This is a genomic window from Chryseobacterium sp. YR221, from assembly GCF_900176315.1.
In the GTDB taxonomy this organism is placed as follows: domain Bacteria; phylum Bacteroidota; class Bacteroidia; order Flavobacteriales; family Weeksellaceae; genus Chryseobacterium; species Chryseobacterium rhizosphaerae.
Genome location: NZ_FWXM01000001.1, coordinates 1023208 through 1043574, shown reverse-complemented (window position 1 = coordinate 1043574; position 20367 = coordinate 1023208). Strand labels below are relative to the sequence as shown.

The window sequence follows — 20367 nt, the reverse complement described above, 5'->3', positions numbered from 1 at the left end:
CATAATTATCATGATCAATATACATAATCTTTCAAAAATATACAGAGCAGAAGATGTACAGACGCATGCCTTAAACGAGGTAAGCCTGAGCATCAAAGAAGGTGAATTCCTGGCTATTATGGGACCTTCCGGCTGTGGGAAATCTACTTTTTTAAATATTCTCGGTCTTTTAGACAGTGCCTCGGCAGGCTCATATCAATTTGAAGAAAGAGAAATGATAGGGCTTAGTGAAAGAAAGAAATCGGATGTCCGTAAAAAAAATATAGGTTTTATTTTTCAGAATTTTAACCTGATTGATGAGCTGACTGTCTATGAAAATATTGAGCTGCCTTTAATTTACAACGGAGTTTCTTCTGCGGAAAGAAAAAGAAAAGTAGAAGAAATTATGGAGAAAATCAATATTGCTCACCGCTCCAAACATTACCCACAGCAGCTTTCCGGAGGACAGCAGCAAAGGGCAGCCGTAGCAAGAGCACTGGTTACAAAACCTAAACTGATCCTCGCTGATGAGCCCACCGGAAATCTGGACAGCTCCAACGGAAATGAGGTGATGAATCTTCTGGCAGAACTTCACAGAGAAGGATCTACCATTGTTATGGTCACCCACTCTTCATATGATGCCGGCTTTGCTTCACGGATTATCAATATGAAAGACGGTGAAATCTTCAATGAGGAACATGCTTCCCAAAGAAAAGATGTTTTTGAAAAAGCAGATGCCGGAGCATTTGAATAAATCTGAAGTATTTCATCAAATATTATTAATTGTAATCCTATTATTATGCTTACCAACTGGCTCAAAATTGCCTTGATTAATTATAAAAAGAACAGACTGTCTACTTTTATCAATCTGTTTGGACTTACCATCGGACTCACCGGATTTATGCTGATCCTGATGCATTGGAACGATGAGGAATCTTATGAAAAATGGAATCCCAAAAAAGATCAGATCTTTGCTTTTCAAAGTTTATACAAAAAAGATAATTTCTACGGGAATAACATTTCTTATCCTTTGGCGTATGAGGCATTTAAAAAGATTTCGGAAACGGAAGACTATGTTATTTTCAACGGTTCAGACATAGGATTGAAAATGAGAACAAAATATACTACTGCTTTTCAGCAGGGTGGCTTTACCTCATCGGAAAATTTCTTTAATTTTTTTCCTTTTAAAATTATTTCAGGCCGGGCGAAAGATGCTTTAAAGTCAGATGCTTCTATTGCTATTTCCAGACAGGCAGCTATGAAATTATTCGGAACCGTTAATGCGGCTGGTGAATCCATAAAAATTGATGATAAAGATTATATGGTTACCGCTGTATATGAGCTCCCTGAAGGGAATAGTCAGATCAAACCGGAATTCATTTTTAAACCTGCGGAACAGTTTAAAAATGATAAGGAAGAATGGAATAATTTCAACTACGGATGCTTTTTTATGCTTAAAAAAGGAGCAGATCCTTCGGTTTTTGAAAATAAATTTAAAGAAATTCTGGAACATAGAGCGGCTCGTTCTGCGAAAAAAGCAGGAATGAGTGCACAACAGTTTTTTGAAATGTATGGGCCCAACAGAGTATTTCTCGTTCCATTGGATCAGCTTAAACTTCATGCAAAAGCTTCATGGTTTGGAAATGGAGACTTCAGAACCATTATGATTCTGTTTTCCCTTTCTGTCCTGATTGTTATTTTATCAGCAATCAATTTTATCAATTTGAAAACGGCAGAAGCATCACAAAGAGGAAAAGAAGTGGGAGTAAGAAAAGCAATTGGAGGGACAAAGCTTTCTCTAATGCTTCAGTTCTTTTTAGAGACATTTATTATATGTCTGCTGTCTTATTTCCTGTCTTTAGCCCTTACAGAGCTTTTACTTCCTTCTTTTAATAAATTTTTTAACAAGGAAATAGTGCTGAACGACTGGCATGTATATATGTATTCCTTAGCGATGGTCATGGCAGTTACCTTATTATCCGGGCTGGTTCCTGCTTTTTATCTGTCAAACTTTAAAGCAATTGATACTCTCAAAGGTAATTTCTCCCGAAGCAAACACGGAGTCTGGTTTAGAAACGGAATTCTTACGCTACAGCTCGTTATTTCCTCATTTTTTATCATTGGAGGTCTGATTGTACACAGTCAGGTAAAGCATATGATGAACAAAGACCTTGGATTTAACGGAAAACAGATCATGATGATTTACTGCAATGAACTTACTCCTAAATCGTGGTTAAAATATGAACGTCTTAAAAATGAGCTCTCGAAAATTAACGGGGTAGAGGCCGTTTCCTATGGAGAAGCTGTTGCTGGGAGCGGACGGAGAAGCAGCTCAAATATCGATTATGAGCACCAAAGTATTGATGCCGAAACTGGTTCAATGGATTATAATTATCTTCAGTTTCTGGATGTTAAATTACTAAAAGGACGCTGGCTGGATCCTAACCTAGCTTCCGATACGATGAATACTATTATTGTCAATGAGGCATTTGTTAAAAAGTTTGGCTGGACAGATGAACAGGCTTTTCAGCGTGAACTCCATCCGGGGTTTGATGAAGGAAAGAAATATAAGATAGTAGGAATTGTGAAAGATTTTAATCTTAGAAGCCTTAAATTTAAGATAGAACCTATCATGTTTTTTCATTACAAACAATCTCCCCTGAAGAGATTTAATGTATACAATATTCAGGTGAAAATAAAACCGGATGATATCGAAGGAACGGTAGCAAGAGTCAAAAAATTCTGGCAGACTTCAGCAGAACCGGGCTATCCTTTTGATTATTATTTTATCAATCAGAGATTTGCAAAAACTTTTGAAGACTATCAAAAGCAGCAGACCTTATTGACTATTCTGAATGCTATGGTATTAATGGTGGCTTTACTGGGGCTCTTTGCACTTTCCTCTTTGATGATAGAGCAGAAATTGAAAGATGTGGCGATTCGGAAAACATTGGGTGCATCAGATTATGTTCTGGTTTTCGGACTGACCCGTCAGTTCCTTTGGATTGCCGTCATTGCTGTTTTGATCAGTATTCCGATCTGTTATTTTCTGATGAACGAATGGTTGAAAGATTTTGCCTATAGAATAGATATGCCGGTGTGGCCGTTTGTTGTCAGTTTCCTGGTTTTATTGGGGTTAACATTTGCTGTCGTAAGTATCAAAGCTTATAAAGCCACAAAAGTAGATCTCATCAAATACCTGAAGTATGAGTAACTGAGTTCATCGATCATCTTATTTTCTTAATTATTTAAATCAGAACATCCTCATGAAAAATATGATTTTCCTGTTTTTTGTTGGCCTTTATCCGGCTCAGCAAACATGGAACCTGCAACAATGTCTCGACTATGCTACGGCTCATCATCCGCTGGTTAAACAAGCCACAGTGAATGTTGCCAAAAATGATAAGCTGATTACAGGATCAAAAGGCATGCTGCTGCCTTCTGTAGAAGCAGGGGTGAGGCATACTTATAGTTTTGGTTCTTCCATTAACCAATCGAGTAATCAGCGGGAAGCTCTCAATACACAATATGATCAGTTTACGGCTCAGGCAGACTGGAGTCTTTTCAACTGGAAAAATATTCTGGATATATCTTTGTCTACATTGAATAAAGAAACCAGTGCTTACAGGCTTAAGCTGGCACAGAATAAGGTAAAACTAAATGTTATTCAAATGTTTTTTGCCTACCAGAATGGGAAAAGCTGGCTGGAAGTCCTGGAAACCCAGATATCCGGAATGCAGGATCAGATTAAGCGTACTGAAAAAGAAGTGGAAATTGGAAACAGACCCAAAAGTGATGTATATGATATCAAAGCGAATCTGGGAACTTTACAGGAGCAATGGGTATCTGCAAAAAATCAACGGGATCAGTCAAAAATTAACCTGCTTAATGCATTGGCTTTTACTCAGGATTCTTTGGAATTTGTGATGGCTGAGGAAACTCTGTCTTCAGAAGCAGAATTTCGGGATCCGGATTTTACAAAAAAATTGTTAGAGAAAAATCCAGCCTATCAATCCGTAATAGCAGAGATTAAAGCACAGGAAAAGAAAGAGGATATAGCAAGAGCAGGGTATTTGCCTACCTTAAATGCAAGTTACAGCTGGTCTACTTTTTATAATAAAGTGCTGGGAAAGGATGATAACTCCAACATCCGTTTTTCTGATCAGTTTTCTCAAAACAAAAACCAAACTGTACTTTTAGGACTCACTATTCCCATTTTTAATAAGCTACAGGTAAAAACCAATGTGGAAACAGCCAAACTGGATATCATCAATTCCAATTATGATAAAGAGCTAATCATCAATGACCTGACTCAGAATATTAATTCGATTAAAGCACAGTTTTTAAATGCTCAGGAGAAATATAACCTGCTGGACACCAATTTTGAAAACCAAAAACTGTCTTTTCAGAAATCTGAAGAAAAATATAAAGAAGGGTTAATGGATGCTTATACTTTTTTTGTTGTCCGCAACGGATGGCTTCAGGCTAACTATAATCTTATCAGCAGTAAAAATGATGTAATCCAGCAGACAGAACTGCTAAAGGTATTGGAATCAGGTTTTTAAATTCAGAATATTCGTACATTTTCAAAAAAGCAGTCTTCAAAATGATGAAGGCTGCTTTTATTTGAATATATTCTCAGAATATAATTTTCCTGCTTACTAAGCATGAACAAAATATTCCAAAATTCTGAAAGATTCTTTTTTTTATTTAGGGTGTGGTCACTTCCTGGATCACAAAACTCTGCTCACTCTGTGTATGGGCTGAAAAGTAGCCTAAAGCTCCATTGCTGATATTACTTGGAGGGTTAGCAGGCGTTACACTGCCGCCATTACCATTGGAAATCTGAAGAAGGGCGCTGTAATAGGTGAATACATTGGTGTCAATACTTTGCATTTCTACGTGAATGGTATCTCCCACAACCACTTTATGATCTCTGCCGTCATTATCATCATTCGGAAGGATGATCGGTCGCTGATTGGCAAGCCCGTTATTTACATTGTCTGAAAAGACATCCATGTATTTTTTTGTTAAATTATTGATGGTAAAGCTGAAAAGATAACGGTTACCTAATGCAATAGGATCTGTAAAAATAGGTAAAAGGGTATAGCTTTTTTCGTCTCCGAAAGAAAATGAGTCCTGTGACAGACCTTCAAAATCCACGGCCTCAGGCATTGTGCTTTGAGCGGTATATTGTTTTCCTTCCGCCTGTACATTCAGGGTATAGGTTCTGCCGGATACTCCTACAAAATTGGTAGTCTGGTATTTTCCCTGGCCTATATACTGTAAAACTTCCGTTTGACCGGCATTATCGGTTAAAGTAACCTGTGCACCCGTCACGGCAGGATATTGATTAGGCTGTGAAACTCCCACAGATTTTGTTATTTTCACGATATAAGGCCCGGCCTGATCGGTAACATTCCCTTCAATGACGATATTTCCACTTTGATCGGCAAGATCCAGATCGATCTCTTTCTCACAAGATGTTAAAGCAAACAGGGATAATATGATAAAAAATGTATTTTTCATGATTTAAAATTTGAAATTGTAAGTGATGTTAGGTACCCAACGGAATAGAGAAGTCTGCATAGCACGTGTTGTTCCCGGATTATTTGGGTTGTCTTCAAAGGTAATCGTATAGGCATTTTCACGACCATACAGATTATAAATACCAAAAGTCCATGAACCCTTGAAGCGTTTATTAGAGCTTGGCTCATAGGTAGCACTCAAGTCCATTCTGTGATAAGCTGGCATTCTGTCTGCATTTCTGTTGCTGTACTGGAAGATCGTTTGTCCGTTCAGTTCATACTTTCCGGTAGGGAAGGTCACTGCATTTCCGGTACTGTACAGGAAAAGACCGGACATGGACCATTTTTCATTAAACTGATACGTGGCAACTACGGATAGATCATGCGTTTTATCCATTCTGGCATTATACCATTCATTATTATTGATCCCGTTTATTTTTCTTTCAGTTTTGGATAAGGTATAAGAAATCCATCCGGTAAGCTTTCCGCTTTTCTTTTTAGCAATAAGCTCAAGACCGTAGGCTCTTCCTTTTCCGAACAGCAATTCATTTTCTACATCTGATCCTGTATCAAACCCAATCTGAGCTCCATTTTTGAAATCGATCTGATTTTGCATGGATTTGTAATAGACTTCAGCATTGATTTCATAATTATTGTTTTTGAAATTCCTGCTGTATCCTGCACTGATCTGATCTGCAATTTCCGGTTTTACCGTATAGCTGCTTCCAATCCATTGGTCTGTAGGATTTCCGCTGTTGCTGTTACTTAAAAGGTGTAGATTTTGAGTATTACGGGAATAGCCACCTTTCACACTGCTGACTTCATTGATACGGTAATTAGCGGTAATACGGGGCTCAGGGTTTACATAGGTTTTCCCAAATTTCCCTTTTTCTAAAAACCTGCTTTCTGTAAGATTTCCGTTTTCATACGTGTTGAAAGTATCACCTCCCAATACACTAAATAGGGAAAGTCTTACCCCATAATTAATGGTTAGCTTCTCTGTAGCCTTAAAATCATCATTGATATACAGGGCGTTTTCCCATGAATATCTTGGATTTCTTGGGAAGCTGCTCACACTCGTCCCTGAAGCACTGCTTGGGGTAAGGATATGATAAATAGACTGAAGACCAAAACGTATAGAATGCTTATTTCCTGCAAACCAGGTGAAATCCTGCTTAAGATTCCAGTCCTGTATCTTAGAATTCAAATCAAATACATTATCGTTGCTCTTCAGACTGATTTTATAGTCATAATTGCTGTAGATGAAGGATGTATTTGAAAATAATTTACTGTTGATAATACTGTTCCAGCGTAGTGTGGCTGTTGTATTTCCCCAATCTGTAGAGAATGTATTTCCTAATCCAAGAACATCTCTTCCAAAATAGGCGGATAGATAAAGGCGGTTATTTTCATTAAGCTGATAATTGGCCTTCAAGTTAAGGTCATAAAAATATAACTTATTGTCCTTGTAATCTTTATTGGCCTTAAGGAATAAATCGGCATAGGTTCTTCTTCCGGAAACAATAAATGATGATTTCTCTTTCTGGATAGGACCTTCTACGCTCAGTCTGCTGCTGATCAGCCCGATTCCTCCGTTGACGTTATAATCCTGGTTATTTCCGTCCTTCATCTTGACATCCAATACGGAAGACAGACGTCCCCCATATTGGGCAGGGCTGTTTCCTTTGATAATACTGGCATCTTTCAGGGCATCACTGTTGAAGGTACTGAAAAATCCAAGTAAATGAGAGGCATTATAAACCGGAGCTTCATCCAGTAAAATAAGATTCTGGTCGGTAGCACCACCTCTTACACTGAATCCACTGCTTCCTTCACCGTTACTTTTGATCCCCGGTAAAAGCTGTATGGTTTTCATAACGTCTTTTTCACCAAATAAAACCGGTAGTTTTTCAATGTTTTTGATGCTTAGGGTCTCAGTTCCCATTTGGGCTGTAGAAAGATTTTTATCTTTTTTTATACCCGTTATCACTACTTCATCAATCGATTTTGAGATGGCTTCCTGCTGGATAAGAGGAAGATCAAGCTTTATATTCTGATCTACTTTGATCTGCTGTTCAAAATCTTTATATCCCGAATTGGAAATAATGATTGTATAGTTGCCTTCCGGTAAGGAGAGAGAATAGAAGCCATATTCGTTGGCAACAACGTTAATCGAAGGATCTTCACTTACTTTTACGGTTACTCCAATCAGTAATTCGCCATTTTTTTTGTCTTTAACCGTTCCACTTACGGAATAGGTTTGCTGGGCGATTACAAAGGTGCTGAAACAGAGCGCAGCGGTGGCTGCGGTAATCTTTAAAAAGGATGTTTGCATTAGTTTTGTTTAAAAAGAAGTAGATCTTTTTTCTATATTAAAATAGTTTATTGATGTAAGATTAGTTGAAGAGACTGAGGATTAGTTACACAAAAACTTGTTATTGAATAAATTAATTCCTTAACCGACTCTTTTTTATTAAAAAATTAGCCGGAAACTCCGCTGGCAAAGATAATGGAACTTATGCAAAACATAGTACACTAAAGGGGTTATTATTTTTTTAATTTTCAGGTACTAAGTGGCAATATCAAAAATACATTGGATTTAGTATGGCTAAAGTTATATTTTTGATGAACCAAACTTCAGTACCATGAACGTTAAAACGTCTTTTTATATTGCATTCGCTTTCGGAATAATAGGAAATTCTACTTTTGCCCAGGTAAAACCTGAATTGAGCAAAGAAATTTCCAGTGTTGAGTCAGGATTAATGCCTGTCATTCGTTTTGAGGGCAAGCCACTCTGGACACTGGAATCCCGAATGAAACATTATAATGTTCCGGGAGTAAGCATTGCTGTTATCAAAAACTCCAAAGTGATCTGGAGCAAAACATATGGTCTGGCAGATGTAGAATCTAAGACTCCAGTGAATTCCAGAACTTTGTTTCAGGCAGCTTCTATGAGTAAACCTGTAAGTGTTTATGCTGCCTTAAAGGAAGTGGAAGCTGGAAAAATTAATCCGGATGCTGATGTAAACACCTACCTGACTTCCTGGAAGATTCCGGAAAATAAATTTACAAAAGAAAAAAAAGTCAGTCTCAAAAATATTGTAAGCCATACTGCAGGTTTTACAGTGAGTGGATTCCCCGGATATGAAGCGGGCACACCTATTCCAACGCTGATCCAGGTTTTAAAGGGAGAAAGCCCGTCTAATACTTCTGCTATTGTAGTGGATAAACTTCCCGGAACACCTTTCCGCTATGCTGGTGGTGGATATTGTGTGATGCAGCAAATGCTTATAGACATTAAAGGAAAAGACTTTCCCACCATTATAAAAGAAAATGTGCTTTTGCCTTTGGATATGAAAAACAGTACTTTCAGTCAGCCGCTACCTGAACATCAGGCTCAGTGGGCAGCTACAGCTTATACTATGGATGGGCAGAGAGTGAAGGGAAAGTATCATATTTATCCTGAAATGGCCGCCGCAGGTTTGTGGACTACGGCTGAAGATCTGGCCAAGTTTGTAATTGATATTCAGAATACCCTAAATAATAAAAGCCATATTGTTGTTTCTCAGAAAACGGCGCAGGAATTTACGAGTCCTTTCATTGATAAATTTGAAGGATTAGGAATTTTCCTTGAGAATAAAAGCGGACAGGCCTACTTCAACCACGGGGGATGGAATGAAGGATTTTCCAGCAGGTTTATAGGAAGTAAAACCAGTGGGGATGGCGTTGTCATTTTAACCAATACCAATAAACCTGATTTTATAGAAGAATTGGTCCGTTCAGTGGCATCTGTGTATCAATGGCCAAATTATCTTCCCCCTGTTTATAAAGCTTTACCTCTAACCGAGCAGGACTTTAATAAAAGTATAGGACGTTACCAATTTGACAAGTACGGACTTTACAGGATCTATCGTGAAAACGGAAAGTTACTGTTGAATATTAATGATTTGGAAACCCCAATGGAACTCATTAAAGTGGGAGAGAATACCTATGTCATGCAGAATTGGGATTTTACGTCAGAATTTGTGAAAAATGCTTCAACCGGGAAACTCGAACTTGTACAAGTATTACAGGATAAAACGGTACGCTCAAAAAATCCACAAATGGGAAGTGATGAAAAGACACCGTTAGAACTGGTTATGGAAGGGAGTTTTGATAAAGGATTACAAGCCTATAAAAATGCCAAAATCAAAGACAGTGATCATTATTTTCTTTCCGAAGACTATTTGAATAATACCGGTTATGCATTGCTCAGCAAAAAAGATTTTACAAAAGCAATTGATTTTTTCCGTGTGAATGCTATATTGTATCCTAACAGCCAAAATGTTTATGACAGTTTAGGAGAAGCTTATGTGAAAGCCGGTCAAAAAGATAAGGCCAAGCAGACCTATCTGAAACTGTTGGAAATAAGCCCTAAAAATGAAAAGGCGGTTAAGGTTTTAAAAACATTATAACATAGAAATGCTTTTCAAAGGATTTTTATTGGAGAAATAAGAAATATGGAAGACATAAAAAAATGGATTAAAAAGAATGGATCTACTGTTTTTTTTGCAGTTTTGCTGGTTGTTTTATTAGTGAGCCCGGATGCAAAAGCCTGGTTAATGAGGCAAGTGGCCTCTACAGGCCTTCTTAATTCCAACATATCGGAATCTAAAGAAATGAATTCATCCACTCCTTTGTATGCCGGTTTTATGCTGAAAAACGAAGACGGAACGGCAATTAATACTGCTGACCTAAAAGGAAAGGTGATCTTCATTAATTTTTGGGCCTCATGGTGTCCTCCCTGCAGGGCGGAATTTCCTTCTATTCAGGAATTCTATGAAAAGTACAGGAACCATCCGGATATGGTATTTTTAACGGTAAATCTTGATGACAATCCTGAGCTTGGCAAAGCCTATCTAAAACAGAAGAATTTTACAATCCCTTTTATAACTTCTGCAGGAGCTATTCCAAAGGATTTATATAGCGGTTCGTTACCAACTACAGTTGTACTGGATAAAACAGGGGAAATTCGTCTTCATCATCAGGGACTGGCAGATTACAGTAAAGATTCATTTTATGCCCAAATTGATGAACTGTTAATCCAGAAGAGGTGATGGTGAGAGCTTTTTTTATAGAGCCAAGAGTCAAGAACCAAGAGTTGAGAACCAAGAATAAAGAATAAAGAATAAAGAATAAAAGTAGAGCAAAGAAAAAAGAATTAGGAGGGCTATGATGACGTTTAAAATACTGACTATTGAAGAGATAGAAACTGAGATCCTGAAAGAGGGAAAGGACTTGCAAAACTTTCCTAAGACTGTAGCGTTTTCTTTTTCTGAACGGTACAAAAATCTGGTGACTTCTATGAAAACAACAGAGATTTCTTCAGAAACAATTCTATATAATGCTGTTGAAGCACTCAATGAAAATAAAGAATTTGAACTAACCGATTATTGGTGCTTTGCCGGAAACGGGCAGGGTGACCGGTGGTTTATGAATGAAAATACCGAAGTCTTCTTTTATGATCATGATTATGATGAGAGCCTTGTTCCTATGCGCATCAGTTTTGAAGACTGGCTGCAGATGGCGTTTATCATCCGGCAGTTGGATAGGTATTTTGAAGAACATGAAAGTATCCCGAAGGTAGTAAAACAGGCATTTTATGAAGCATTGAACAGTATCCATCCGGAATTAAGCGAAAATTATCCGTTTACCCTGTCAATATAACGATAAGAAACTGTAATCCATTAATATAATAATTGAAATCACAATGAATATGACCACAGAATTAGAAGAAACCTATGATTTTCAATATCCTGAAATCTATAAGCAGCTTGCCGAAAACAAGATGCTGGATTGGGGTGAAACCGGACCGGATTGGCATCTTACGGTTTTTCCTCAACTAAAAAAGAATCCTCCGCTATTGCTATTTGGATATGATATTGAGATCTGGGACGATCCTCAGTTGGTGAGAGCTTCCATTGAAGAAATGTCGGATGAGGAGGATTATAGAAATATTCATCCGGATTATCAGTTTGTTCCGTTTGCTAAAAATGGAGCAGGAGACTTGTATGCTTTTCAGTTTGACCTGCAGAATAATGGTGAAATTCCCATTACACTGATTCCTCATGATGACGAAGAGGCAGAAGTATTGGCCGGAAATTTACAGGATTTTATTTTTCGCCAATTGCTGGAAGCAGTAACGGAAATAGATGAAGACGCTATGTTTTATGAAGATGATGAGGAAGATCTGAAACAGAATTTATATCATCAGCTGAAGACCCATGAACCCTATTTAAAGCCATCGCAGGTTGCCCTTCTAAAGAATATTTATCAGCGGGATATTTTTGAATATACGTATAAAGTTCCTAATGGTCGCACATTTGAGGCAGAAGGGCTGGTGACGTTTGATGAGGTTGCTGAAATTATAAATAAAGAAATTGCTTTTGACCAGCTAAATAAGAAGTTCAATTATACAAAATGCTAGAGCAGCTAAGAATCCATATTGAAAAAATCGTTCCGCTTACCGACGAAGAATTCGGAATAGTATCTTCTTTCTTCTCTTTTAGAAAATATAAAAAACATCAGTTTTTAGTACAGGAAGGGGAAGCGGTAGCCTACCATTATTTTGTGTTAAAAGGCTTACTGAAACTGGTGTATACCGATGAATCAGGAAAGGAGCATATTGTAGGATTTGCCATGGAAGATTGGTGGGAAACAGATTTTCAGGCGTATTATACACAAACTAAGGCCACCATGTCCCTGCAGTGTGTGGAAGCCACTGAAGTCTTGTGCCTGAGCTTGCCGGATTACAGAAAGCTATGTACCGAGCTACCCAAGCTGGAGCATTTTTTCCTGGAAAAAGCATATATGGGTTTCATTGCAGCACAACAACGGATTATTTCTACGATGACCACTGAGATAAAAGAACGCTACAAGCAACTGCTTGAAAAGTATCCGACACTCGTCCAACGCGTTCCAAAGTCTCTTCTTGCAGCCTATTTAGGAGTTTCCAGAGAAACATTAAGCAGGTTACCGCTCTAAAATTGTGATTTCCCTCACTTCATAATCGTGATCGCGATCACAGAATTGTAAAGCCTCTATTCTTCAATTTTGCAAAGTAACCTTTAATAAATTGAATACAATGGAAAAAAGAACAGTAAACCCGTGGAAGTGGCAGGATGAAAGAAGTTATTCCCAGGCGGTTGAGGTGAAGAATGCCACAAGTACATTATACTGCTCCGGGCAGGCGGCTATTGATCCTGACGGAACCTCAAGTGATAAAGACATGAAATCCCAGCTGATGCAGGCTATCGCAAATTTAGAAGAAGTTATAACCACAGCAGGGTATGAATGCAAGGGCATTGTCAGGTTAAACATATATACCACTTCTACACACGAGCTTTGGCCATATTTTCCGATCCTTCAGGAGTGGATTGCAAAACACCGGATCGAACAGGCTGTTACCATGCTGGAAGTAAACGGGCTATTTGAAACATTGAAAGTAGAACTGGAAGCCACCGTGGTTAAATAGTTATCGACCGCAGAATAAGAAACCTTCAAACAGATTTTGAAGGTTTTTTCTTACATTTATATGAATCAATATAATTCAGCAAAGAGCTTATGAATATTCAACTTTTTTCAAAAAATGCTCTGGTAGGAGCAGCAACGCAGGGAATAGGAGCCGGAATTGCCATAGAGCTGGCAAAATGCGGAGCCAATGTCACGGTAATGTCCCGTAATGAGGATAAACTTAAAGACTTTGTTTCTTTGTTACCAATCGTGAATGCAGATCAGAAACACGAATATCTGGTTGCCGATTTTTCTGACTTTGAGAGCTATAAGAAAACGATAACAGGCTATTTCAGCAATCATTCCATAGATATTCTGGTCAATAATACCAATGGTCCTGAACCGGGGTTGGCCCTGGACAAAAATGCAGAAGATTATCAAAAAGCATTTGATCTGCTCTTTAAAACAGTCTGTGAAACCACATTGCTGGCTTTACCTCATATGATTCAGCAGAAAAAAGGCCGTATCATCAATGTTTCTTCATTATCGGTGAAAGAGCCCATTAATAACCTTGCGCTTTCCAACTCTATCCGTTCAGCAGTAATCGCCTGGGCCAAGACATTATCGAATGAAATAGCCCAGCATAATGTTACTGTAAACAATGTTCTCACCGGATATTTTGATACGGAAAGAATCCAGAATCTTATTAATCATGAAGCACAGCAAACAGGAGCTTCTACTGAAGAAATAAAAAAAGCCAGAGAAAATAAGATTCCAATGAAAAGATTAGGAAAACCGGAAGAATATGGTCACCTGGTGGCTTTTCTGGCATCAGAATATTCAGCCTATCTCACCGGCACCAGTATTCCTTTGGATGGAGGATTGAATAATACATATTAAAGCAAGAATTTTCTTATAAAAATATAAACCTTTAACCTTCTGATCTGAAGGCTTTTTGTATAAATATCCTCTGGAAATTGTAATATTTTCACAATACTGTGTAATACTTTCCTTTTCCCGGTTGTCTTACTGATTATTGGAGAATATTATATGAAAAATTGGTCTTTTAAAAAATGGAACACCGTGCTCGGATGGTTCCTTTTCGGTATTGCCTTAATTACCTATCTCTCAACGATAGAACATTATTTGAGTTTCTGGGACTGTGGAGAGTATATTTCATCAGCCGTAAAACTTGAAGTCACCCACGCCCCGGGAGCGGCTTTATTTCAGATTATGGGGGCGGTAGCCAGTATTTTTGCACTGGGGAACGAACAGAATTATGCTATTGTGATCAATGCGATGTCTGCATTGTTCAGTGCGTTTACTATTTTATTTTTATTCTGGACAATCACCCATTTTTTAAGGAGACTTTTACATAAAGATGTTGAAGAAATAACCAGGAAACAGCAATTTTCTATTCTGTTTGCCGGAGTGGTTGGAGCTTTATGTTTTACTTTCTCAGATACCTTTTGGTTTTCGGCAGTAGAGGGAGAAGTATATTCGATGGCTTTACTGTTTATAGCGCTTTTGGTGTGGCTGATCACGAAATGGGAGAATGAGTATCAAGCAGCAGACAGTGAGCGATGGATTATCCTTATCTTCTTTATTTTAGGACTTTCTGTTGGGGTACACATGATGTGTATGCTGGCGGTTCCTGCCGTATGCCTTGTATATTATGCAAGAAATTATACGTTTACCTGGAAAAGTTTTATTCTGGCTAATTTTATAACACTGGTGATCCTGGCGTTGGTATTTAAGATTATTTTCCCTTTGATCATGACGATGTTCGGAAGACTCGAAATTTTCTTCGTGAATGGCCTGGGGTTACCTTTCCACTCCGGAACTATTGTCGCATTTATACTGATGGTAGCGGTTTCGTATATGCTGATACAATATGCGAGGAAGACTAAAAAGAAAATATATCAAACCATCGTTTTATCCTTAGTATACATGATTATTGGGTTTTCATGCTGGATGGTCATCCCGATCAGGGCAAATGCCAATCCACCGATGAACCTTAATGATCCTGATACAGCTATTGGCATGAGAGATTATTATAACAGGGTACAGTATGGTGACTGGCCAACAACTTATGGACAAAATTATACCGCATTCCTTGATGCAAAAGGGATAGAGAAAAATGAAGACGGAAGTTATAAAACAGAGAAAACAGGAGATATTTACGAAAAAGACGAAAAAACCGGAACCTATAGAAAAACAGGGGAAAGATTCAATTATGTATTCAGTAAATCCCATATAAGCTTTATGCCCAGAATGTTCAGTGAAGATAAAGAGGTAACGGCCAACTATATTGCCCTGTATGGAGCTCCGGATTTTACCTTTAACTATGACAATGAGGATGTTGCAGACAACCCACAGGCTAAGCAGATCTTCGATGAGATGAGAACAAAATATGAAAACAAATCAATTACTGCGGCAGATTATCTGAAGGTAAAACCATATGACCTGATTAAGGTTCAGAGACCTTCTTTCGCCCAGAATATGGATTATTTCATCTCTTTCCAGAATGGATATTACTTTGTAAGGTACCTGATGTGGAACTTCGTAGGAAGGCAGAATGATCTTGAAGGAAATATGGAAAGTACAAAAGGAAACTGGATCTCAGGATTTTCTTTTATCGATAATGCACTACTCGGAAATCAGGATTCAATGCCTGCTAAGTTTAAAAATGAAAGCACCGTAGCCTTTTTCTTCCTTCCATTGATTTTAGGATTGATCGGATTCTTTTTCCAGTTGAACAGAGACTTCGGAAGATTCTATGCCTTATTATCATTATTTATTTTAACCAGTGTAGGAATTGTTTTCTATACAGGGGTAAAGCCTTTTGAAGTAAGAGAAAGAGATTATGCCATGGTAGGTTCATTCTATGCCTTCGCCATCTGGATAGGGTTGGGAGCCGGAGCTATTCTATGGTTCTTACAATCCAAAATAAAATCTAACGGAGCCAATATAGCATTAGGAGTTGTTTTATTGGGAATACCTTTTATGATGGGTTTCCAGAACTATACATCACATGACCGAAGCCGGAAATCTGCGGCACATGATTATGCTTATTCATTCCTAAGATCGTTACCAAAAGAGGATATTATTTTTATTTATGGTGATAATGATACTTTTCCGGTTTGGGCGATTCAGGAAACAGAAAGGTTCCGGGATGATGTGAAAACAGTAAATTTTACACTACTGGCAACTCCCTGGAGCATAGATCAGGTAAAAAGAAGAACGTATAATGCAAAGGGAATTCCAAGCCAATTAACACATGAAGATTATAGAGATGGAGTCAATGAGCAGGTCTATATGATGAAGAAAGAAGATTGGGAAGGAGTTTTTTCTATGTTGAAAGAACAGGGAGCTCCGGAAACGGAATTCCAGTCATTCAGAAAGTACCTTACGCAGGATTCTTTAACACTGAAGCAGGCGATTGATTTTATTAAGTTCAAATCTCCCGAAAAAGATCAGCTTTTAAAAATGTATTTTGGAGAAGAGAAATATGAGAAATTCAATATTCTTCCAGTTAACAAATTTATCCTTCCCGTCAATAAAGAAAATGCTGTGAAAGCAGGAATCATTAACCCGGAGGACCTTCCTAATGCTGTCAATCAGATTATGATTACCTATAAAGGAAATACACTGTATAAAAATAACCTGATGATGATGGATCTATTGGCAAATTTCGACTGGAAACGTCCGATTAACTTCTCTTCAGGAGGAATCTATGACAGTGAGAATATTTTCTACCTTGATGAATATCTTCAGTTTGACGGATTCAGTTACAGGCTAATACCCATCCATACCCCGCAGCATCCTGATGGAGATAAAGGAAGGGTAGATCCGAATTCTCTTTATCAGGTAGTGAAAAACTTCAGATGGGGAAATTTTAAAGATCAGAGTGTCTATTATGATGAAACAGCCACATCCAATATCATCGGCTACAGAATGTCTGTAAGCAGGGCGGTTTCTGCATTGGTACTGAACAATCAGAAGGCTAAAGCCGTTGAACTTTTAGAGCTTGCAGCCAAAGAAATTCCTGCTGAAAAATACAATGATCCCCGTTCATTAAGTTCAATTGTATCAGGATACATTATTGCAGGTCAGGAACAGAAAGGATTACAGCTTGCGGAAAATCTTAAGAATGAAATTTTCAAAGAATATGATTATTACCTGAATCTTTCCCCTTCATTCCAGATGGCGGCACGGAAACAGATGAGAACAAAACCTATGGAATATGCTCTTGTAGTTTCTGCTGTTACAGAGGCTTATAAAACACTTGGTCAGAAAGAAAAGGCCTATGCTTACCTCTTGCAATCTGTTGAACCGATCGATAAGAAGTTCAATATTTTTGCCAGTGGACTTCAGAAGATGGGGAAAGAGAAGGCAGTGAAAGAATCGGAAAATGTACAAAGGATTACCCCTTTTTATCAGTATTTATTCGATATTATGGAACCTTTTGATTCTACGTACGCCAAGAAGAAAGAAAATCAGATTACCACAGCAATAATGAAAGCGACTCAATAATCTGCTGCTTACAAAAATAGAAAAGTCTCCGAATACAGGTATTCGGAGACTTTTTTTATTCATTCTTATTTCCAGAATTCATCGGGATAAAGATCTTTCTCTTCAGAATGAATCTGATCTAATTCCTTTCCAATGATGTTTAAAACTTCAGGATCCAGTTTTTCTTCCAGATGGGGAAACCAACTGCGTTCCTCAAAACGGATATGTTGTTCCAGAAGATCAGCAAAATTTGAAAAATAAGCTGCATTTTCTGAATTTTCAATTTGAAGGATCAACGTTTTTATCTGATGATGTTCATATTGTATCCGGGAGGAATATTCATCCGTAAGAGGAGGAAAAAGAAGATATTCCTCTCCATGGAAATGTTCCTCAAGATGATTTTTCCAGAAATAAAGAATATAATTTCTGATCCTGGAAAGTTCAACTTCTTTTTTCAGTCCCTGTCTTATTTTCCAGTTGCAAAGTAATCCGAAGTGATGATCCCTGGATAAAAGGACGATATTTTCATTACGTTTCATAATTCTTTTTTTAGGATAATAAATAAACCCTCACCTTACAACCTATGGGATTTAAAGAAATGGGCTACCGTTTTTCTTTCAGTGACCATCCGAACTTTAGCCCCAAAATAAAAATGACAAGCAAGAGCTCTCCGGCGGCCAGTAAAATATCTCCGGGAACACGCATCCATCTTAAAAAATGCATGATGTCGGTCTGCATGAATTCTGCAGAACGGGCATACCAATAGCCTTCCTTAATAGACGCTACAGACTGCATAATTCCTATAGGCAGAAGACTGATGGTGACCATCACCAGTAATCCTATATTGGTCAGCCAAAATGCCCAGCCAATAAGTTTATCATTCCACTGTCTGTCGGGATACAGCCCCCGTAATACAAACAGCATTAATCCGATTCCTAGAATTCCATATACCCCAAACAGGGCAGCGTGGCCATGAACAGCAGTAGTATTCAGCCCCTGGATATAATACAGGGCTATCGGTGGATTGATGGCAAATCCGAAAATGCCCGCCCCGAGAAAGTTCCAGAAACACATGGCAATGAAACAGTAGATCGGCCATTTATAAGCCTGGATCCATGGGGTGGATTTGCTGAGCTGATAGTTTTGATAAGCTTCATAACCGATCAAAACAAGCGGAACAATTTCCAGTGCACTGAAAGTAGCTCCCAATGCCAGCACAGCGGTAGGCGTAGCACTGAAGTAGAGATGGTGGAAAGTTCCCAAAATACCTCCTGCGAGGAATATAATCGTTGAAAATAATACAGCATGGGTTGCCGATTTCAGTCTCAATAATCCTAATCTTGTAAATAAAAATGCAGCTACTACCGTTGCGAAAACTTCAAAGAAACCTTCTACCCACAGGTGGACCACCCACCATCTCCAGTATTCAGCAATAGCCAGATGCGTCTGTCTTCCATACATTAAACCTGCTCCATAAAACAAGGCAATAGCTACGGATGAAAGCGTGAATAAAGTCAGTAAATGCCGGTCTCCGTCTTTTCTTTTTAAAGCGGGAAGCAATGCTCTTACCATTAAGACCAGCCAAAGAATAAGCCCAACAAGCAGTAAAATCTGCCAGACCCTTCCAAGTTCTACATATTCATATCCCTGGTGTCCCCAAAGGAAATTATCTACCAGACCCAGTTTTTGCATTACCCCCAGCCATTGTCCGGTTAAAGAGCCCAGTACAACAATCAGTAAAGCTCCGAATAATATATTAACACCCAATTTCTGGTATTTGGGTTCAAATCCGGAAACAGCCGGAGCAATATAAAGTCCTGTTGCCAGCCAGGAAGTGGCAATCCAGAATATGGCCAGCTGTACGTGCCAGCTTCTGGAAACAGACTGTGGTAAAAACTGGTCCAATGGGATACCGTAAAAACCGCTTCCTTCCACACCATAATGAGCCGTAATAACTCCTGCGAGCATCTGAACCAGAATCAGTAAAGCGACTACCCAGATGTATTTTAAAGTAGCCTTCATAGAAGGGGTAGGTTTCATATTGCGGAGCGGATCCTCAAGAGGAAGCACCTCACTGATTTCTTCTTCCTTATTTCTGGCATGATAAAATACCAGAAGCCCCACACAGGCCAATAACAGCAGTATACTGAATCCGGACCATAGATGCAGTGAAGGAGGAGGAACATTTCCTACCGATTCATCGTGTGGCCAGTTATTGGTATAGGTGACATCATCTCCCGGACGTTCTGTGATACAGACCCATGAAGTCCAGGCAAAGAATGCGTTCATTTGAGCCATTCTTCCTGCATCTTTGACGGTATTCTCCGGAATAGCGTACTGGCTGCGCAGCGTAGCCATAGAAGGATCATTCATAAACAGTTTTGAATAATACCGGGAGAGCTGTTTTTGAACCTCAGCTCTTTCGGGAGAGAAAATAATTTCGTTATTGCTTTCATTGAAAGTATTGGTACGAAGTTCTTTTTTCAGCAATACCTGATATTTAGCCTGCTCATCATCGGGAAGTTCTTTGTAGGTCTTCCCGTCTTTTTTGGCCAGTTCATCAAGAAGCAGAAGAGATTCTCTGTGAACATAATCAGCAGTCCAGTCCGGAGCAATATAAGCACCATGTCCCCAGATGCTTCCTACCGTTTGTCCGCCAATAGACTGCCATACATTCTGTCCGTCTTTAATATCCTGTCCTGTAGCGATCACCGTTCCGTCCGTACTGACTACTTTATCAGGAATCGGAGGAATCTTTCTGTAAATTTCTGTTCCATAAAATATAAGAACGGCAAATGAAGCAATTATCACTATAGCAAGCCATCGCCAAAGTTTTTTAGGTGTCATTCCGTGT

15 protein-coding genes are annotated in these 20367 nt (G+C 38.6%); 11 read left to right on the top strand and 4 right to left on the bottom strand.

Features of this window, described 5'->3' with window-relative positions:
• Window positions 1-10: 10 nt before the first annotated feature.
• The 3 genes from B8967_RS04705 to B8967_RS04695 are packed head-to-tail and all read left to right on the top strand — an operon-like array spanning window position 11 to window position 4544.
• Complete coding sequence (locus tag B8967_RS04705; RefSeq protein WP_084084783.1) at window positions 11-733, top strand: ABC transporter ATP-binding protein; 723 nt, start codon at window positions 11-13, stop codon at window positions 731-733.
• A 45-nt stretch (window positions 734-778) separates the two neighbouring features.
• Window positions 779-3193, top strand: a complete 2415-nt coding sequence (locus tag B8967_RS04700) for an FtsX-like permease family protein (RefSeq protein WP_047490703.1) — start codon at window positions 779-781, stop codon at window positions 3191-3193.
• A gap of 52 nt (window positions 3194-3245) precedes the next feature.
• Complete coding sequence (locus B8967_RS04695; protein ID WP_084084781.1) at window positions 3246-4544, top strand: TolC family protein; 1299 nt, start codon at window positions 3246-3248, stop codon at window positions 4542-4544.
• Between the two features lie 145 nt (window positions 4545-4689).
• Here the strand turns inward: B8967_RS04695 and B8967_RS04690 are convergent, their stop codons facing one another.
• Window positions 4690-5508: a DUF4249 domain-containing protein gene (locus B8967_RS04690; protein WP_084084779.1), complete on the bottom strand. Its 819-nt coding sequence runs from the start codon at window positions 5506-5508 to the stop codon at window positions 4690-4692.
• Window positions 5509-5511: 3 nt separating this feature from the next.
• A complete protein-coding gene (locus tag B8967_RS04685; RefSeq protein ID WP_084084777.1) occupies window positions 5512-7842 on the bottom strand; it encodes a TonB-dependent receptor in 2331 nt (776 codons plus the stop codon).
• A 310-nt stretch (window positions 7843-8152) separates the two neighbouring features.
• Here B8967_RS04685 and B8967_RS04680 point away from each other — a divergent pair, with 310 nt between their 5' ends.
• The 8 genes from B8967_RS04680 to B8967_RS04645 all read left to right on the top strand — a co-directional run bounded on the left by B8967_RS04680 (window position 8153) and on the right by B8967_RS04645 (window position 17534).
• Window positions 8153-9961, top strand: a complete 1809-nt coding sequence (locus B8967_RS04680) for a serine hydrolase (RefSeq protein ID WP_084084775.1) — start codon at window positions 8153-8155, stop codon at window positions 9959-9961.
• 45 nt (window positions 9962-10006) lie between these two features.
• Window positions 10007-10603, top strand: a complete 597-nt coding sequence (locus B8967_RS04675; protein WP_084084773.1) for a TlpA family protein disulfide reductase — start codon at window positions 10007-10009, stop codon at window positions 10601-10603.
• Window positions 10604-10718: 115 nt separating this feature from the next.
• Window positions 10719-11213 carry a hypothetical protein gene (locus B8967_RS04670; RefSeq protein WP_084084771.1) on the top strand — a complete coding sequence of 165 codons (495 nt, stop codon included), beginning with the start codon at window positions 10719-10721 and terminating at the stop codon, window positions 11211-11213.
• 49 nt (window positions 11214-11262) lie between these two features.
• Window positions 11263-11973 carry an SMI1/KNR4 family protein gene (locus B8967_RS04665; protein WP_228406031.1) on the top strand — a complete coding sequence of 237 codons (711 nt, stop codon included), beginning with the start codon at window positions 11263-11265 and terminating at the stop codon, window positions 11971-11973.
• On the top strand, window positions 11967-12530 hold the full coding sequence (locus B8967_RS04660; protein ID WP_084084766.1) for a Crp/Fnr family transcriptional regulator: 564 nt from the start codon (window positions 11967-11969) through the stop codon (window positions 12528-12530). The genes B8967_RS04665 and B8967_RS04660 overlap by 7 nt, the downstream gene beginning before the upstream one ends.
• 100 nt (window positions 12531-12630) lie before the next feature.
• Window positions 12631-13020 carry a RidA family protein gene (locus B8967_RS04655; RefSeq protein WP_084084764.1) on the top strand — a complete coding sequence of 130 codons (390 nt, stop codon included), beginning with the start codon at window positions 12631-12633 and terminating at the stop codon, window positions 13018-13020.
• An 89-nt stretch (window positions 13021-13109) separates the two neighbouring features.
• Entirely contained in the window at window positions 13110-13898 is a 789-nt protein-coding gene (locus tag B8967_RS04650; RefSeq protein ID WP_084084762.1) for an SDR family oxidoreductase, read from the top strand.
• A 150-nt stretch (window positions 13899-14048) separates the two neighbouring features.
• Window positions 14049-17534 (top strand): glycosyltransferase family 117 protein, encoded by a 3486-nt coding sequence (locus tag B8967_RS04645; protein WP_084084760.1) that lies wholly within the window; start codon window positions 14049-14051, stop codon window positions 17532-17534.
• 65 nt (window positions 17535-17599) lie between these two features.
• On the opposite strand, the gene B8967_RS04640 is transcribed toward B8967_RS04645, so the two are convergent.
• Window positions 17600-18052, bottom strand: coding sequence for a hemerythrin domain-containing protein (locus tag B8967_RS04640; protein WP_084084758.1), 453 nt, complete (start codon window positions 18050-18052; stop codon window positions 17600-17602).
• A gap of 64 nt (window positions 18053-18116) precedes the next feature.
• On the bottom strand, window positions 18117-20360 hold the full coding sequence (locus B8967_RS04635) for a nitric-oxide reductase large subunit (protein ID WP_084084756.1): 2244 nt from the start codon (window positions 20358-20360) through the stop codon (window positions 18117-18119).
• Between the last annotated feature and the right edge of the window lie 7 nt (window positions 20361-20367).

What these genes read in the sequence shown, in the direction of transcription:
- B8967_RS04705 (WP_084084783.1), top strand. Translation starts at nt 11, where the DNA reads ATGATCAATATACATAATCTTTCAAAAATATACAGAGCAGAAGATGTA.
- B8967_RS04700 (WP_047490703.1), top strand. Translation starts at nt 779, where the DNA reads ATGCTTACCAACTGGCTCAAAATTGCCTTGATTAATTATAAAAAGAAC.
- B8967_RS04695 (WP_084084781.1), top strand. Translation starts at nt 3,246, where the DNA reads ATGAAAAATATGATTTTCCTGTTTTTTGTTGGCCTTTATCCGGCTCAG.
- B8967_RS04690 (WP_084084779.1), bottom strand. Translation starts at nt 5,508, where the DNA reads ATGAAAAATACATTTTTTATCATATTATCCCTGTTTGCTTTAACATCT.
- B8967_RS04685 (WP_084084777.1), bottom strand. Translation starts at nt 7,842, where the DNA reads ATGCAAACATCCTTTTTAAAGATTACCGCAGCCACCGCTGCGCTCTGT.
- B8967_RS04680 (WP_084084775.1), top strand. Translation starts at nt 8,153, where the DNA reads ATGAACGTTAAAACGTCTTTTTATATTGCATTCGCTTTCGGAATAATA.
- B8967_RS04675 (WP_084084773.1), top strand. Translation starts at nt 10,007, where the DNA reads ATGGAAGACATAAAAAAATGGATTAAAAAGAATGGATCTACTGTTTTT.
- B8967_RS04670 (WP_084084771.1), top strand. Translation starts at nt 10,719, where the DNA reads ATGATGACGTTTAAAATACTGACTATTGAAGAGATAGAAACTGAGATC.
- B8967_RS04665 (WP_228406031.1), top strand. Translation starts at nt 11,263, where the DNA reads ATGACCACAGAATTAGAAGAAACCTATGATTTTCAATATCCTGAAATC.
- B8967_RS04660 (WP_084084766.1), top strand. Translation starts at nt 11,967, where the DNA reads ATGCTAGAGCAGCTAAGAATCCATATTGAAAAAATCGTTCCGCTTACC.
- B8967_RS04655 (WP_084084764.1), top strand. Translation starts at nt 12,631, where the DNA reads ATGGAAAAAAGAACAGTAAACCCGTGGAAGTGGCAGGATGAAAGAAGT.
- B8967_RS04650 (WP_084084762.1), top strand. Translation starts at nt 13,110, where the DNA reads ATGAATATTCAACTTTTTTCAAAAAATGCTCTGGTAGGAGCAGCAACG.
- B8967_RS04645 (WP_084084760.1), top strand. Translation starts at nt 14,049, where the DNA reads ATGAAAAATTGGTCTTTTAAAAAATGGAACACCGTGCTCGGATGGTTC.
- B8967_RS04640 (WP_084084758.1), bottom strand. Translation starts at nt 18,052, where the DNA reads ATGAAACGTAATGAAAATATCGTCCTTTTATCCAGGGATCATCACTTC.
- B8967_RS04635 (WP_084084756.1), bottom strand. Translation starts at nt 20,360, where the DNA reads ATGACACCTAAAAAACTTTGGCGATGGCTTGCTATAGTGATAATTGCT.